Genomic DNA, 14,676 nt, shown 5'->3' on the forward strand with positions numbered 1-14,676 from the left:
AGCAATCGGTAATGGTATGACTATTTTTAAATCACTTGGCAGAATGCAGAAATTTTCTCCTATAGAATCAAAACTTTATGCTGGTGGCAAAACTGTGTTGAGTTATAAGCTGAATAATGACTGACAGAACAACACACCAATCGATAGCACTTCGGGCGAATAGAAAGACTGCCGCTAACAGTGGGTTTTGCGCTAGTGAGGCCTGATGTGGCAAGCTTAAGCAATTACTAAAGCAACCGATTCGCAGAGCCAGCGCGAGTTTAGCGGCAGCGTAACTCGTGCCAATGGAGCAGATGAGGCACAGCCTCATCTGCCGCAACGCGGCAAGCAACGGCTGCTGGTTTTTGAGTTGGCGGCCCCGCTTCAAGTGCCGCCAAGGCGGCAGGGGAGGCTTGGCCTCCACGGGAGGGGTAGGCGCGAGTTACGCTGCGCCGCCCTCGCGCCCGGTTCGGCGGCCACCCGTCAGCTACTTTTGGCACATGCCCGCTGCTCCTGCTTCTCCGCTAAAATCCATTATTTCCGGCTCCATTGGCAACCTCGTGGAGTGGTATGACTGGTACGCTTATTCCGCCTTTGCGCTCTACTTCGCCCCCGTTTTCTTCCCCAAGGCCAGCCCCACGGCGCAGCTGCTGAACACGGCCGCCATCTTCGCGGTGGGCTTTTTGATGCGGCCCATTGGTGCTTGGTTTTTAGGGATTTACGCCGATAAGCGCGGGCGGCGGGCGGCGCTGCTGCTCTCGGTGCGCCTAATGGCAGGCGGCTCACTGCTCATTGCCGGCGCGCCGGGCTACGCCACTATTGGGTTGGGCGCGCCGGCTTTGCTGCTGCTGGCGCGGCTGCTGCAAGGCATCAGCGTGGGCGGCGAGTACGGCACCTCGGCCACGTACCTGAGCGAGATGGCGGGCGAGGGGCACCGGGGCTTCTGGTCAAGCTTTCAGTACCTTACGCTCATGGGCGGGCAGCTGCTGGCGCTAGTGGTGCAGCTCACGTTGCAGCAGCTGATGACCCCGGCCGAGCTCACGGCCTGGGGCTGGCGCATCCCGTTCGTCATTGGGGCCGGGGCGGCGCTGGGGGCCTTGTTTCTGCGCACCCACATGAGCGAAACGGCCGCCTTTGAGCACGAGAAAGCTGCCGAAGCCAGCAGCGGCCGGCCGGCCCGGCTCTCGGCCATTCAGCAACTGCGCGCCTACCCCCGCGAAACGCTCACGGTAGTGGGCCTCACGCTGGGCGGCACGCTGGCTTTCTACACCTTCACCACCTACGCCCAGAAATTTCTGGTGAATACCAGCGGCTTCACCAAGGAGCAGGCTACGCTGATTTCGTTTGGCGCAATGGCCGTGGCGCTGCTGTTTCAGCCGCTGCTGGGGGCCGTGTCCGACGTGGTGGGGCGGCGGCCGGTGCTGCTGTTTTTCGGCATTGGGGCCACGCTGGGCACGGTGCCGCTGCTGCGCGCCTTGGCCCACACCAGCAGCGAGTGGGGCGCGTTTGGGCTGCTGGTGGCGGCGCTGTTCGTGGTGAGCGGTTACACCAGCATTTCGGCCATCGTGAAGGCCGAGCTGTTTCCGACCCACATCCGGGCGCTGGGGGTAGGGCTGCCGTTTGCGCTCACGGCGGCCATTTTTGGCGGCACGGCCGAATACCTGGCGCTCCTGGCCAAAGAGCAGGGGGTAGCCGAATGGTTCTACTGGTACGTGTCGGGCTGCGCGTTTATCTCGCTGCTCGTGTACTGGCGCATGGGCGAAACCAAGGCGCGCGGAAATATGTGAGCCAGAATCTCTTGCTTTAATTCTTATCCAATGCAATGCAGAACAGCCAACTAAAACTCAGGCGAACCGAAAAAGCCGACCTGACTAGTTTCTTTCAATTCCAGCTGGATAAGGAAGCAAATTATTTAGCTGCCTTCACCCCAAAAGGCCCTCTCAACCAGGAGGCTTACGTCGAAAAATTCACGCGGTTTTTACGAGACCCGACCATAACTATGCAAACTATTCTGGTCGGTGAAATTATCGTGGGGAGCATTGCCAAATTCGAAATGGAAGGAGACGCTGAAATTACCTATTGGCTGGACAGAAGTTTTTGGAACCGGGGAATTGCGACAACTGCCCTCAAAAGCTTTCTGATTATGGAAAAAACTAGGCCGGTTTTTGGGCGCGTTGCCTTTGATAATGTAGGGTCGCAGAAGGTATTGGAAAAGTGTGGCTTTGTAAAAATTGGTACGGACAAGGGCTTTGCCAATGCCCGGCAGGCAGAAATAACGGAGTTTATTTATAAATTGACTTAATAAATACTAAACGACTATGGACTGTAAGTCCATAGGTTTGAAAGCGAATGGAATTCGGCGGTTTCGGCTAAAGCCGACTGAAAGAAGCCACTGAAAGTGGGTCGCTTTAGAATGAAATTCTGCTGGCTAAACGCTGGCGTCGGTCATTGAGCAAATAGCAGTAACTAACTGACAATCAAAAATTAAACAGCCTTGCCTGAACAAGACCGGCAAAAGTGAGTAGCAACTAAAGTCTTGCCCTAAAGGGCATAGCTTTAACTAGCGTACCTGAAAAGTAAAATACCAGATTGTTGGGCGACTCTGGCCGGCCGTTATGCACCGAGCTGGTTGCCGGGCTGAACTTATTGCCTGCCTAGCGGCTTACCCACGCACACCTAAAACTCTTCTCTCCCATGCGTTTCCTACCCCTCGCCGCGCTCGCCGGCGCTGCCCTGCTCACCTACGCCGCCCCGGCTCAGGCCCAGGACAAAATGCCCGAAGACAAATCGAAGCGCCCCAGCCCGCCGGCCGTGGCAAAAGCCGACGTGCGCGGCACCGAGGTCACTATTGACTACAGCCAGCCCTCGCTGAAGGGCCGCGCGGCGTTTGGCGAAAAGTCGCCGCTGGCCCCCAATGGCGAGGTGTGGCGCACCGGGGCCAACGAGGCCACCACCTTCACGGTGAGTAAGGCCGTGAAAATCAACGGCCAGCCGCTGGCGGCCGGCACCTACGCGCTGTTCACCATTCCCGGTCCCAACGAGTGGACGGTTATCTTCAACAAGACGGCCAAGCAGTGGGGCGCGTTCAAGTACCAGGACAAGGAGGATGCGCTGCGCGTGAAAGTGAAGTCCAAAACCGTGGCCGCGCCCGTCGAGCAGTTCACCATCACGGCCGATAAGAGCGGCAAGGTGGCCATGCTGTGGGGCAAGACGGAAGCCGATTTCCTGGTGAAGTAAGTGCTGGTAGCATCCGCTTGAGCGTGTGCGTCTTAACATTAACCCGGACACGCTAAAGCGGATGCTACTTCCATGTTAAAACTTGTGCTTTTACGCCACGGCCAGAGCGTGTGGAACCTCGAAAATCGCTTCACCGGCTGGACCGACGTGGACCTCACCGACGAGGGCAGGCAGCAGGCGGCCCACGCCGGCCAGCTCCTGCGGCAGCATGGCTACACGTTTGACATGGGCTTTACGTCGGTGCTCAAGCGGGCCATTAAAACGCTGGATATCACCCTTGAAAATATGGATGAGCTGTGGATTCCGGTGCAAAAGTCGTGGCGGTTGAACGAGCGTTTCTACGGGGCCTTGCAGGGCCTCAACAAGGCCGAAACCGCCGCCAAGTACGGTGAGGAGCAGGTGCAGCAGTGGCGCCGTTCGCCCCATGCCCACCCGCCCGCCGTGCAGCCCGAAGACCCGCGCTTTCCGGGCCACGACCCGCGCTACCGGCACCTAACCTACCGCGAGCTGCCCCAGACCGAAAACCTGAGCGAGACGCTGACGCGGGTACTGCCCTTCTGGACCGAGAAAATAATGCCCGCCCTGCGCCGCCAGCAGCAGGTGATAATTGCCGCCCACGGCAACAGCCTGCGCGCCCTGGTGCAGTACATCGACCACTTATCGGACGAGGAGGTGACTCAGCTGGACATCCCGACCGGCGTGCCGCTGGTGTATGAGCTGGACGAAAATTTCAACCGCATCCGGCATTATTATTTGCAGGACGATGGGACCACGCCCGGCCCCGCTGCCAAATAGCTATTTTTGTGGGGTAGGCTTACCTTTAAGTATAGTCCCTACCCCCCGTCTTGTCTGATTCGCCCCACGCCCGCCTCGCCGCTTTAGCCGACCCCACCGCCGCGCCCGCCGACGGGCTGCCGCGCCTGCGCAAGCTGCTCGAAAGCCTGCTGCGGGCCGACTACAAGCGCCGCAAAGCGCCGTTTGGCAACCTGTTTCAGGCCATCGGCGGCGCTTGCTACGCCCTGGAGCTGGACTCCGGCCTGCGCGCCCGCCTGCAGGACCTGCGCGTGGCGGCCAACCTGGTGCTGCACGAAAGCTACCCTGGCACCGCCGCCGAGGTAGCCGCCGGCTTCGCGGCCGTGGCCGAATTGTTGGAGGCCCTCACCGGCGAGCCCTACGCCGGCCCTACCCCCCCCGCCGCGCCCGAAGCGGCCCGCCTTGCCGGCCCTACCCCCCCCGTCCGGCCCGATGCTGCCGAGGGATTTGCCGCCGACCCGCGCGCCGTGTGGCGGGTGCAGGTAGTGCACGCCGACCTGGCCAGCGGCGCGATTACCGTCGAAATGAGCACGCCCGCCGACGGCCGGCCGGCCGGGCCATTTCAGCTGGTGCTGCCCGAAGCCTACGAAACCCTGCTGCTGCCGGCCGCCGCGCTGCACCCGGCCCTCAACCTCATCGGTCCGGCGCGGCTGCCCGATGGCCGCGTGCGCCCGCGCCGCGTGGTGCTGGAGCCCGACTATCTCATCAGCGTAACCACGCTGGCCGAGTGCGCGCAGCGCGACGGCACCTTTGGCGAGCTGGCCCTGCTGAAATCGTTTTTGCCCGATGAAACCTCGCGCTCGCTGGTGGTCGGCAACCTGGTCAACCGCCTGCTCGATGAGGAAGTGAGCCACGCGGCCAACCAGGTTCCTGGTTCCTTGTTTCCAGTGCCTGGTTTGAATGACGGCCAGGAACCAGGGACCAGGGACCAGGAACCAGGGACTAAAGAAGCACCAAGCACCAAGCACCAAGTACCAAGCACTGACTTCGACCTGGAGCACTTTCTCACCAAAAAGCTTTTTCGGGCCGAGCCGCTGACGCTGAGCACGTTGCCCGAGTTTCAGACCCGCACCGGCGTGCCTGAGCTGCTGAACGACCTGCGCCGGCACCACCGCACGCTGCGGCAGGCGCAGCGGCAGGGCTTCGTGGCGGGTTCGCGCAGCGGCTACCAGCAGCAGCCCCTGCGCCTGGCCGATTGCTTTCTCGAACCCACTTTTCTGTCGGCCACCTACGGCCTGCAAGGTCGCCTCGACCTGCTGCACGAAAGCCCCACCGGCTACGACCTGGTGGAGCTGAAAAGCTCGGTGAAAGTGCCCGTGGCCGAGCCCTGGACCAATCACGCCGCCCAGGCCCAGCTCTACCGTTTATTGTTGGAATCGGTGTTCGGGGCCGATGGCGAAACGGCCGGCCGAGGCCGCACGAGCATTTTATATTCTAATGCGGCTGAGGACCAACCGGCCGTGCGCCCGGTGCTGCAAAACCTGGCCCTCGTGGACCAGTTGTTGGCCGCCCGCAACCAGCTTGTGGGCCTCGAATTGCAATTGGCCCGCGCCACCGGCCCCGGCCAGACGGCTGCCCTGCTGGCCCCCGTGCTGCGCCCCAACCTGGCCGCCGTGCCAAGTTTCAACCGCGAAAAAGCCGAAAAAACCGCCAACGTGTGGAGCGCCGCTGACCGCACCGAGCGCGCCTATTGCCTGGAGCTGACCCGCTTCGCGGCCCGCGAAATGCGCCTGGCTTTGCTCGGCGAAGAGGGCCGACCCGGCGACGCCGGCGGCCAGGCCGGCCTTTGGCTATTGCCGCAGGCCCGCAAGCACCAGAATTTCAGCCTGCTCGATGAGCTGGAATTAATCGAAGACCACAGCAACGCCCCCGACGATGCCCGCGCCGGCCTGGGTCCGCACCTCATCTTCCAGCGCCCGGTGGGGGGTAGGGAAGTGAATTTTCGGGCCGGCGACACGCTCATTCTGTATCCGAGGCGGGTAGGGGCGGGGCTTGCCCCCGCCCAGGCGTCAGAACCAGCGGGGCCGGACGACCCCCACGCAGCAACAACGACGGGCGGGGACAAGCCCCGCCCCTACAGCTTATCCGTCCTCGATGCGCAGGTCGTCAAGGTGACCCTCGCCGAGGACCTGGCCGCCGACGGGCGGGTAGTGCTGGCCGTGCGCAACCGCCGGCTGGCCCCGCGCTACTTGCTCGGCCACTCGCACTGGGCCCTGGAGCCCGACACGTATGACACCTTTCGGCGCGAGTGGGCGGGGCTGACCAGCTTCCTGAGCCTGCCGCCGGCGCGCCGCCGCCAATTGCTGGCCCGCACTGCGCCGCGCCCGCCCGAGGGCTGGGACGCCGCCCGCCCTACCCCCGCCACGGCGGCCGAAGCGGTGGTGGCCCGCGCCCTGGCCGCGCCCGACTGGTTCGTGCTCTGCGGCCCGCCCGGCACCGGCAAAACCCGCTCGGTGCTGCGCGAGCTGGCTATTCGGCTTGTGGCGGAGGATAAAAACACGCTGCTGGCTGCCTATACCAACCGCGCGGTGGACGAAATCTGCGAGCAATTAATAGATGCCGGCTTGCCGTTTATTCGCATCGGCTCGCGGCTGGGCACCTCGCCGGCTTACCGGCCGTATTTGCTGGATAACATGATTCGCGACCTGCCCACCCGCCAGATGGTGCGGGCGCGGCTTACCAATACGCCGCTCTACGTGGGCACCATCAGCAGCCTGCTGGGCCGGCCCGAGCTATTTCAATTGAAGAATTTTGACGTAGCCGTGGTGGACGAGGCCAGCCAGGTGCTCGAAGGCCCGATGCTGGCTTTATTGGCCAAGGCCAAGAAATTTATCCTCATCGGCGACCACCGCCAGCTGCCGGCCGTGGTGACCCAGGAGGCCGAAACCAGCGCCGTGGCGCCCGCCGTGGCCGAGCTGCTGCGCGAGCAATTGGGCCTCACCAACCTGCGCAACTCGTATTTCGAGCGCCTGTTTCGGCGCGCCGAGGCGCAGTGGCCCTATGCCCACGGCACGCTCGCCAACCAGTACCGCGCCCACGCCGAGCTGGCCGCGCTCGTCAACGATGACTTCTACGGCGGCCAATTGCGCAGCCCCATGCCCTGGCAGCACGCTAGCCTCAACCCCAACGCCTGGGCCCCGGCCGTTGATGCCTTTGGGGAAGCGCTGCGCCGCCAGCGGCTCGTGTTCGTGCCCACCCGCCGCCAGCCCGACGATTTTTCGCAAAAGGAATCGAGCCAGGAAGCCGAGCTGGCCGCCCGCGCCGCGCTGCAAGTGGCGCAGGGCTACGGCGCTGCTTTCGACCCGGATATGACGCTGGGCATCATTGCCAGCTACCGCAACCAGGCGGCCCGCATCCGCGCTAGACTGGCCCAGCTGGCCCAGGAACACGATTTGCCGCAACTGGCCCAGGTTAGCGTCGATACCGTGGAGCGCTACCAGGGCTCGCAGCGCGAGGTGATTATCGTGAGCTTCTGCTGCCACCACGAGCACCAGTTGGAGCTGATGGTATCGCCCGACGAAACCGGCCAGGTGGACCGCAAGCTCAACGTGGCCGTGACGCGGGCGCGGCAGCAGCTGATTTTGCTAGGCAATGAGTTGGTGTTGCAGCGGGCCCCGCACCACGCGGCGCTGCTGGAGCGCGTGCGCGCGGGCGGCGGCTGGGTAGCGTAGTGAGCCGCCGCGCCTGTTCAGTAACTGCTGTTACGCCCCGTTGCGTAACAGCAGTTCAGTAATTGAAGCTGTTTAGAAAGGGCAGCCCGCCGCGAACGCCTACTCCCTAAACAGCTTCATTATCTTGCTGCCCGGTGCTCGCGGCGGTGAGGCAATTAAATTGCGTTCTGTCGCCCGCTTGGCTTTGGCTTTGGCCGCTGGCCTTATCCGTCCCTACCCCCTCATTTTCTTCCGCATGACGACCCTTTTTTCCTGGCTGGCTACGGGCCTGCTGCTGGCCACCTGCGCCACCGCGCACGCGCAAACCGCGCCCGCATTGCCCGCCGCCGGCCCCGCGCCGGCCCTACCCGCCCCCGACGCGGCAGTAGCCGCCAAAGCCGCGCAATTTGTAGGCGCGCCGGCCACCAAGAAGCACTACCGGGCCGTGTATCAGCTTGATAGCGACGACCCCAAGCTCATCAACAAAACGCTGCACAACATGCAGAACGCCCTCAACGACCCGCGCCTCCAGGGCAAGCTGGAGCTGGAATTGGTCGTGTTCAGCGGCGGCACGATGGCCTTTAAAAAGGACCAGCCTTACGAAGCCGACGTGCTGGCCCTGCAACGGGCGGGCGTGGTCTTGGCCCAGTGCCAGAACTCGCTGAATGCCTACAAGCTCACCAAGGCCGACATGCTGCCCTACATCTCGGTGGTGCCCACCGGCAACGGCGAGCTGATAATCCGGCAGGCCGATGGCTGGGTGCTGGTGCATCCGTAGCGGCGGCGGGGGGTAGGGGGTTACTCAAACCGCAGGGCGTGAAACGCCGCCTCGTCCGGCGTAGCGGCCCGCATCAGGTCATTGATAGCCTCGCGCTTATTGAACAGGTAAAAGCAGTATGCATCGGCCACGTCGCGCTTGTGCAGCGCTACTACCATGCAGTATTTATAGCCGGGCGCAAACTGCCGGGCGGGCGCAACCAGCGTCGTGCCGCCCCAGTCGGCCCGAAACTCCCGCCGCATGGCTTCCACCGGAAAGTCATCGACTTTCGGAAACTGCCCGCCCGCGATATTGGCCACCACCGTTAGCAGCAGCGTGGGATATAACTCGTTGGGGTCCACCATGTCGCTGTTCTTCTGTTTCTTAGCGCGGTGATACTCAGCCAGCAGCGGGCCGAGCGGCTGGATGGCGTAGCGCACTTCCAGGCCCTTGCCGGCGAAGCGCACGGCGTAGGCGTAGCTCATTTGGGCGTTGGCCACTACCGGCACCGGCACCGCGCCGGCCGGCCGCCGAAACCGCAAGTGGCTGGCGGTGAGCTGGCGTTGGAAAGCGGCTGGCAGCGGGGGCGCGGCTGGGGGCGATTGACTGGCCAGCGCGGCGGCGAACAGGCTGATGACTAGCGAAGAAAGCATAAGGCAGCGAAGGCGAAGGTCCGCGAAGCTACGCGTCGAAAGGCGGAAGCGCTGGCCCTGGGCCAAATCCGGCGCGCCGTAATTTCCACCCCAAACTTCGGATGCCGCCGCGCCGGCTGCGTATGCGGAACGACCGGCGACCCAGCCGCGCATTTCTCCCTCGCTCCTCCCTATTATGGCAAAACTGCCTTTCCCAACGCCTGAATTCAACCCAACCGGCTTCGTGCGCGTGCGCGGTGCCCGCGAGCATAATCTGCAAAACATCGATGTCGCTATTCCGCGTGATGCCTTAGTCGTTTTCACCGGCGTGTCGGGCTCGGGCAAGTCCAGCCTGGCGTTCGGCACGCTCTACGCCGAGGCGCAGCGGCGCTACTTGGAGTCAGTGTCGCCCTACGCGCGGCGGCTGTTTCACCAATTATCAGTGCCCGAGGTGGACAGCATTGACGGGCTGCCGCCGGCCGTGGCTTTGCAACAGCAGCGCGGCGCGCCCACTACGCGCTCATCGGTGGGCTCGGTCACCACGCTGTCCAACCTCGTGCGAATGCTCTACTCGCGGGCCGGTGACTATCCTGAAGGCCAGGGTATTATCTACGCCGAAGCCTTCTCGGCCAACACGCCCGAGGGTGCCTGCCCACGCTGCCACGGCCTGGGCCGGGTGTACGAAGTAACGGAAGCCTCGATGGTGCCCGACCCCGCGCTCACCATCCGGGAGCGGGCCATCGCGGCCTGGCCCCAGGCCTGGGGCGGCCAGAACCAGCGCGATATTCTGGTGACGCTGGGCTACGACGTGGACCTGCCCTGGCGCGACTTGCCCCAACAGGACCGCGACTGGATTCTCTTCACCGATGAGCAGCCGGTGGTGCCGGTCTATCCCGGCTACTCGCCCGCCGAAACGCAGCGGGCTCTGAAAAGCAAAGAGCAGCCTAATTACATGGGCACGTTTTCAAGCGCCCGGCGGCACGTCCTATATACATTTGGAAACACCCAGAGCGCGCTCATGAAAAAGCGCGTGTTGCAGTACATGCTGAGCCAGGAGTGCCCGCTGTGCCACGGCAAGCGCCTGCGGCCCGAGTCGCTCAGCGTCACTTTCGCCGGCCTCGACATTGCCGATATGGCTCGCCTACCCCTCCAGCAAGTGGCGGCCCGGCTGCGGCCCTTTGCCGAGGGCACGGCCGGCGCGCAAAAGCACGACAAAGCCCACCCCGAGCAGGCCGAAGTGACGCGTCGCATCACCCAAGACCTGTGCGCCCGCCTGGCGGTGCTACTCGACCTGGGCCTCGGCTACCTGGCCCTGGAGCGCAGCACGCCCACGCTCTCGCCCGGCGAGCTGCAACGCCTGCGGCTGGCTACCCAGCTCTATTCCAACCTATTTGGCGTAGTGTACGTGCTCGATGAGCCCTCGGCCGGCCTGCACCCCGCCGATACTCAGGCGCTGTTGAAAGCGCTCGCCAGCCTCAAACGAGCCGGCAACTCGCTCTTCGTAGTGGAGCATAACCTCGACGTGGTGCGCTGCGCCGACTGGCTCGTGGATGTCGGTCCCGCCGCCGGCGAGCAGGGCGGCCAGGTGCTTTACAGCGGCCCGCCCGCCGGCCTGGCCGCCGTCGAAAACTCGCAGACGCGCCAGTATCTGTTTGATACTGAAAAGATTGATTTTCCTACCCCCCGCCCGCCCGTGGGCCGTCTGGAGCTGACTGGGGCCACCCGCCACAACCTGCACAATCTTGATGTGGCCTTTCCGCTGGGGGTGTTTACCACGGTTACGGGCGTGTCGGGCTCGGGTAAGTCCACGCTCGTGAGCCAGTTATTGGTAGAATTGATAAGCGAAGCCCTCGGAATGAAAGCCGACGAAGCCGAAGCCAGCGTGGGTGAAGCCGCCGAAGAAATCCTGGACCTGGCCGACCAGGGCGCAGCGGCCGAAGGCAAAATCACGGCCGGATTAGACCTCGTTAAGCGCCTCGTGCGCGTGGACCAGCAGCCCATCGGCCGCACGCCGCGCTCCAATATGGCTACTTACACGGGCCTGTTCGACCACGTGCGTAAGCTCTTTGCGGCCACGCCCGAAGCCAAAAAGAGGCGCTACGATGCCGGCCGCTTCTCCTTCAACGTGGCCAAGGGCCGCTGCGAAACCTGCCAAGGCGAGGGCTTTGTGATGGTCGAATTGCTGTTTTTGCCCAGCGTGTATTCGCCCTGCCCCGCCTGCCACGGCGCGCGCTACAACGCCAAAACCCTCGAAATCAAGTGCCAGGATAAAAATATCGCCGAAGTGCTGCGCCTGACCGTGGATGAAGCCTGGGCTTTTTTCGCGGAGGAAGCCAGCGTGCGCCGCGCCCTCACGGTGTTGCGCGACGTGGGCCTGGGCTACCTGCGCCTCGGCCAGCCGGCCACCGAGCTGAGCGGCGGCGAGGCCCAGCGCATCAAGCTGGCCACCGAGTTGCAGCGCCAGGCCCGCGCCCACACCCTCTACGTGCTCGACGAGCCCACCACCGGCCTGCACCCCGCCGACGTCGAAAAGCTCCTCCTCCAGCTCAACGGCTTGGTCGAAGCCGGCCATTCCGTGCTGGTGGTGGAGCACGATATGCGCGTGGTCGCCGGCTCCGACTGGGTTATTGACATCGGCCCCGGCGCGGGTGAAGAAGGGGGTAGGGTGGTGGCCGCCGGCCCGCCCGCCGCAGTAGCCCAAAACGCGGCCAGCCGCACCGCCCCCTACCTGGCCCGCTTCCTGGCCGGGGGGTAGGGAGTGCCCGTGGCCAAAAGAGAACGTTCTTCCGAGCTTGCCGAGGAATCTCGCCCGCATCGTTTGAATATCGTCTAACGATGCGGGCGAGATTCCTCGGCAAGCTCAGAAGGACGTTCTCTTTTGCTTATCTACTCAACTTGCTTTTTGAAGCAGGCTACCCGTCAGCTTCTTCAATGCGGCCGTTTGGCTCCATTCGCGCAAGCGGTCCTGCACGGCCGGCGGCACGAACCGCGCGGCCACCACTTTGGCTAACGTGCTTAGCCCACGCGCTGCCAGCCACGAATCGCGCAATTGCCCCCGGAAGAAGCAGGCCGCGCCGCCGGCCGGCGCGTCTTCGGCGCAGGCGGCTAGCTGCAAGGAATTACCCGCAGTGGTGGCCGTCAGGGCCGAGGGCTGGGCGTAAGCGTAGGTTATTTCCGACATAGCTCAGAAAGGAGGGAGGGTAGGAATAGGGGAGTAAGCAGTTTTCGTTGAGCAAAGATGAGAAACTAAATCGATTTTTACTAAAAAAATTGGCAAATAATTTTAGCAAATATTTCTCCTCCTTCCGCAACCCCGCTCGGTAGCAGCATTTCCCCTTGGTAAGCCTCACGGCCTACCCACCGCCCGCGTCATGGAGCGTCCGCGCGCATACTCCAACCCCAGCACCACGGCGGCCCCCAGCGTGTAGGCCAGCAGGTCGCCCCACTCAAACTGACTGCCCAGCACCAGCCGCGCCACCGGCGAATGCTGCCAACCCAGCCAGCGCAGCAGGTGCGCCAGCTGCGCCACTTCGATGGCGTAAGAAACCAGCAGCGCCACCGCCGCTACCCGGCCCGCCGGGGCGGACCACCCGCTTTTCAGCAGGCAGTACAGCAGGATAGTAGCCAGAAAATCACCCCCGTAAGGCCGCACGAAGCGGTCGTGGGCGAAGCTAGCGATGCCGATTTCCACGGCCAGCAGCCCGGCCGCGAGCAGGAAATAGCGGGAGTGAAAGTGGGGCATGGGTAAGAAGCTACGACGCTTCAGGCGCGGGCGGGGGGTAGGCGACCAGCGCCTCGGCGACCGGGGTCGTAGGCCGCGCGTATTCGGCCGGCACCTCATCCAAGGCCCGGATGCGGGCCGCGTATTCAGTGGGTAACATCAGGTTTTTCAGCCATTGGCTCAGGGCGAAGCGCTTGGTGGCCCGATAGAAAAGCACTGCCGGCCGCAGCCACGCGCCCCGGCCCAGCCCCAGCTGCCGGCGCACGGTGGCCGGCACCACCAGGCCCTGCACTCCGCGCAGCAGCGCGTAGCGCCCGTCGCCCAGGTGCTTCCGGTACTGTTTGTAAAGGTCAATAGTGCAGTCACTTACTGCCAGGTCGGCGGCCAGGTGGCGGGCACGGTCGGCCTGCCAGGCGGGATAGGAAGTGGGCAAATCGGGGATGCCCAGGCCCCGCCCCACGCGCCCGAATACTGCTACTATTTCTTCGCATTCGGCTGGCGTGAGCGGCCGCTCCAGCAGCTCGAAGGCCTGAATGGAGTACGCGATGAGCAGGTACAGCACATCGCGGTAAGCCCAGTCGGGGATGCGCTGCCCGCGGCTCGCCTCCACCGCGCCGTGGATGGCGGCGATGCTGGCAATGGCCCGCCCGGCCCCGGCCTGGTCCGAAAACAGGATGCGCCGGGAGTAATCTACCGTCGAAAACAGCCGGCCCAGCGGGTCGGCCGGCAGCCGCCCGGTGAAGTAGAGCCAGTCCACGGCCTTGTTGAGCGCGAACTCGGCCGCCGCCCCGGCAAAGATGAACAACACAATATCAGAAGTGCCCCAGATGCGGCGCACGACGGAGTTTTGGGCAACGAAGGGTTCCATAATGTGGAGTTAACAACCGCCCGGCGCGCTTGGTGCCGGTGGGGGGTAGGGGTAGCTTTGAGATTTATTTAACTTTGAAACGCAAAGTTATTAATGAAAAAATAATTTTACCCGAAGTAGGGTGCGGGGCTTGCCCCCGCCCGGCGTTGAACGATTCCCAGACGAGACGTTCAACGCCGGGCGGGGGCAAGCCCCGCGCCCTACCCCCCTTCCAGCCAGCGGCGGAAGGAGGCGGTCTGGGCGGTACTGCTGGTGAGCGTCGCCCCGTGCTTTAGCCTGACCAGCAGGCGGTTATTAAAATATGGCTCGGCCTTGGCTACGGCGCTGAGCTGCACCAGCTCGCTGCGGTTGAGCCGAAAAAAGTGGGCGGGGTCGAGCTGCTGCTCCCACTCGGTGAGGGTGCCGGTGAGCGGGTGGCGCGCCCCGCGCTGGTCAACGGCGAAGACCACGCCCTCATCGGCTTGCAGAAAGGCGATGTCATCGGCGGGCAGCAGGTAGAAGCCGTTGTTGGGCTGGCGCACCGTCAGGCGCTGGCGGTAGCTGGGGGCCGGTTGGTGCAGGGCGGCGCGCAGCTGCTCGACCAGCGCCACGGAGAGGCCGGCGGGGGGTAGGGCCAGCGGGGCAGGTGTGAGGCTGGCGCGCAAACCGTCGTACTTGGCCAGGGCGGCGGCAAACTGTTCGTAGCTAAAAGGTTTGAGCAGGTAGCCGATGCCATTGGCCTGAAAAGCAGGCAGTAAAAACTGGTCGTAGGCGGTGAGGAAGATGATGGGGCAGGTGACCCGCACCTGTTCGTAAAGGCTGAACACGTTGCCGTCGAGCAGCTCAATATCGGAGAAGATGAGCGCTGGCATTTCATTAGCCGCGAACCAGGCCAGGCCCTTTTTGACGCTACGCACCTCGTGCACGTCATCGGCAGGCAGGCCGTAGCGGGCCGCGAAGCCGCGAATCTGGGCGGCCGTGGGGGCTTCATCTTCAATAATAAGCAGGTGCATAAGCAAGTAAATACTAAGCAAAGAAAT

12 protein-coding genes are annotated in these 14,676 nt (G+C 63.6%); 7 read left to right on the forward strand and 5 right to left on the reverse strand.

Annotation, left to right across the window (positions count from 1 at the left end; translation table 11 throughout):
- Positions 1-479: 479 nt before the first annotated feature.
- The 6 genes from A0257_03290 to A0257_03315 all read left to right on the forward strand — a co-directional run bounded on the left by A0257_03290 (position 480) and on the right by A0257_03315 (position 8,457).
- Positions 480-1,766 carry a hypothetical protein gene (locus tag A0257_03290; protein AMR26211.1) on the forward strand — a complete coding sequence of 429 codons (1,287 nt, stop codon included), beginning with the start codon at positions 480-482 and terminating at the stop codon, positions 1,764-1,766.
- A 35-nt stretch (positions 1,767-1,801) separates the two neighbouring features.
- Positions 1,802-2,281, forward strand: coding sequence for a GCN5 family acetyltransferase (locus tag A0257_03295; protein ID AMR26212.1), 480 nt, complete (start codon positions 1,802-1,804; stop codon positions 2,279-2,281).
- Between the two features lie 470 nt (positions 2,282-2,751).
- Positions 2,752-3,216 carry a hypothetical protein gene (locus A0257_03300; protein AMR29609.1) on the forward strand — a complete coding sequence of 155 codons (465 nt, stop codon included), beginning with the start codon at positions 2,752-2,754 and terminating at the stop codon, positions 3,214-3,216.
- Positions 3,217-3,288: 72 nt separating this feature from the next.
- Positions 3,289-4,011 carry a phosphoglyceromutase gene (gene gpmA / locus A0257_03305; GenBank protein AMR26213.1) on the forward strand — a complete coding sequence of 241 codons (723 nt, stop codon included), beginning with the start codon at positions 3,289-3,291 and terminating at the stop codon, positions 4,009-4,011.
- A gap of 50 nt (positions 4,012-4,061) precedes the next feature.
- On the forward strand, positions 4,062-7,700 hold the full coding sequence (locus tag A0257_03310) for a hypothetical protein (protein ID AMR26214.1): 3,639 nt from the start codon (positions 4,062-4,064) through the stop codon (positions 7,698-7,700).
- 235 nt (positions 7,701-7,935) lie between these two features.
- Positions 7,936-8,457, forward strand: coding sequence for a hypothetical protein (locus A0257_03315; protein ID AMR26215.1), 522 nt, complete (start codon positions 7,936-7,938; stop codon positions 8,455-8,457).
- 20 nt (positions 8,458-8,477) lie between these two features.
- Here A0257_03315 and A0257_03320 read toward each other — a convergent pair whose 3' ends face one another.
- Positions 8,478-9,089, reverse strand: coding sequence for a hypothetical protein (locus A0257_03320; GenBank protein AMR26216.1), 612 nt, complete (start codon positions 9,087-9,089; stop codon positions 8,478-8,480).
- Positions 9,090-9,264: 175 nt separating this feature from the next.
- Here A0257_03320 and A0257_03325 point away from each other — a divergent pair, with 175 nt between their 5' ends.
- Complete coding sequence (locus tag A0257_03325; protein AMR26217.1) at positions 9,265-11,823, forward strand: excinuclease ABC subunit A; 2,559 nt, start codon at positions 9,265-9,267, stop codon at positions 11,821-11,823.
- Positions 11,824-11,958: 135 nt separating this feature from the next.
- Here A0257_03325 and A0257_03330 read toward each other — a convergent pair whose 3' ends face one another.
- The 4 genes from A0257_03330 to A0257_03345 all read right to left on the reverse strand — a co-directional run bounded on the left by A0257_03330 (position 11,959) and on the right by A0257_03345 (position 14,649).
- Positions 11,959-12,249: a hypothetical protein gene (locus A0257_03330; GenBank protein ID AMR26218.1), complete on the reverse strand. Its 291-nt coding sequence runs from the start codon at positions 12,247-12,249 to the stop codon at positions 11,959-11,961.
- 165 nt (positions 12,250-12,414) lie between these two features.
- Complete coding sequence (locus tag A0257_03335; protein AMR26219.1) at positions 12,415-12,810, reverse strand: hypothetical protein; 396 nt, start codon at positions 12,808-12,810, stop codon at positions 12,415-12,417.
- 10 nt (positions 12,811-12,820) lie between these two features.
- Positions 12,821-13,657: a hypothetical protein gene (locus A0257_03340; protein ID AMR26220.1), complete on the reverse strand. Its 837-nt coding sequence runs from the start codon at positions 13,655-13,657 to the stop codon at positions 12,821-12,823.
- Positions 13,658-13,857: 200 nt separating this feature from the next.
- Complete coding sequence (locus A0257_03345) at positions 13,858-14,649, reverse strand: hypothetical protein (GenBank protein AMR26221.1); 792 nt, start codon at positions 14,647-14,649, stop codon at positions 13,858-13,860.
- Positions 14,650-14,676 lie beyond the last annotated feature (27 nt).

It is taken from the genome of Hymenobacter psoromatis (genome assembly GCA_001596155.1).
Taxonomy (GTDB): domain Bacteria; phylum Bacteroidota; class Bacteroidia; order Cytophagales; family Hymenobacteraceae; genus Hymenobacter.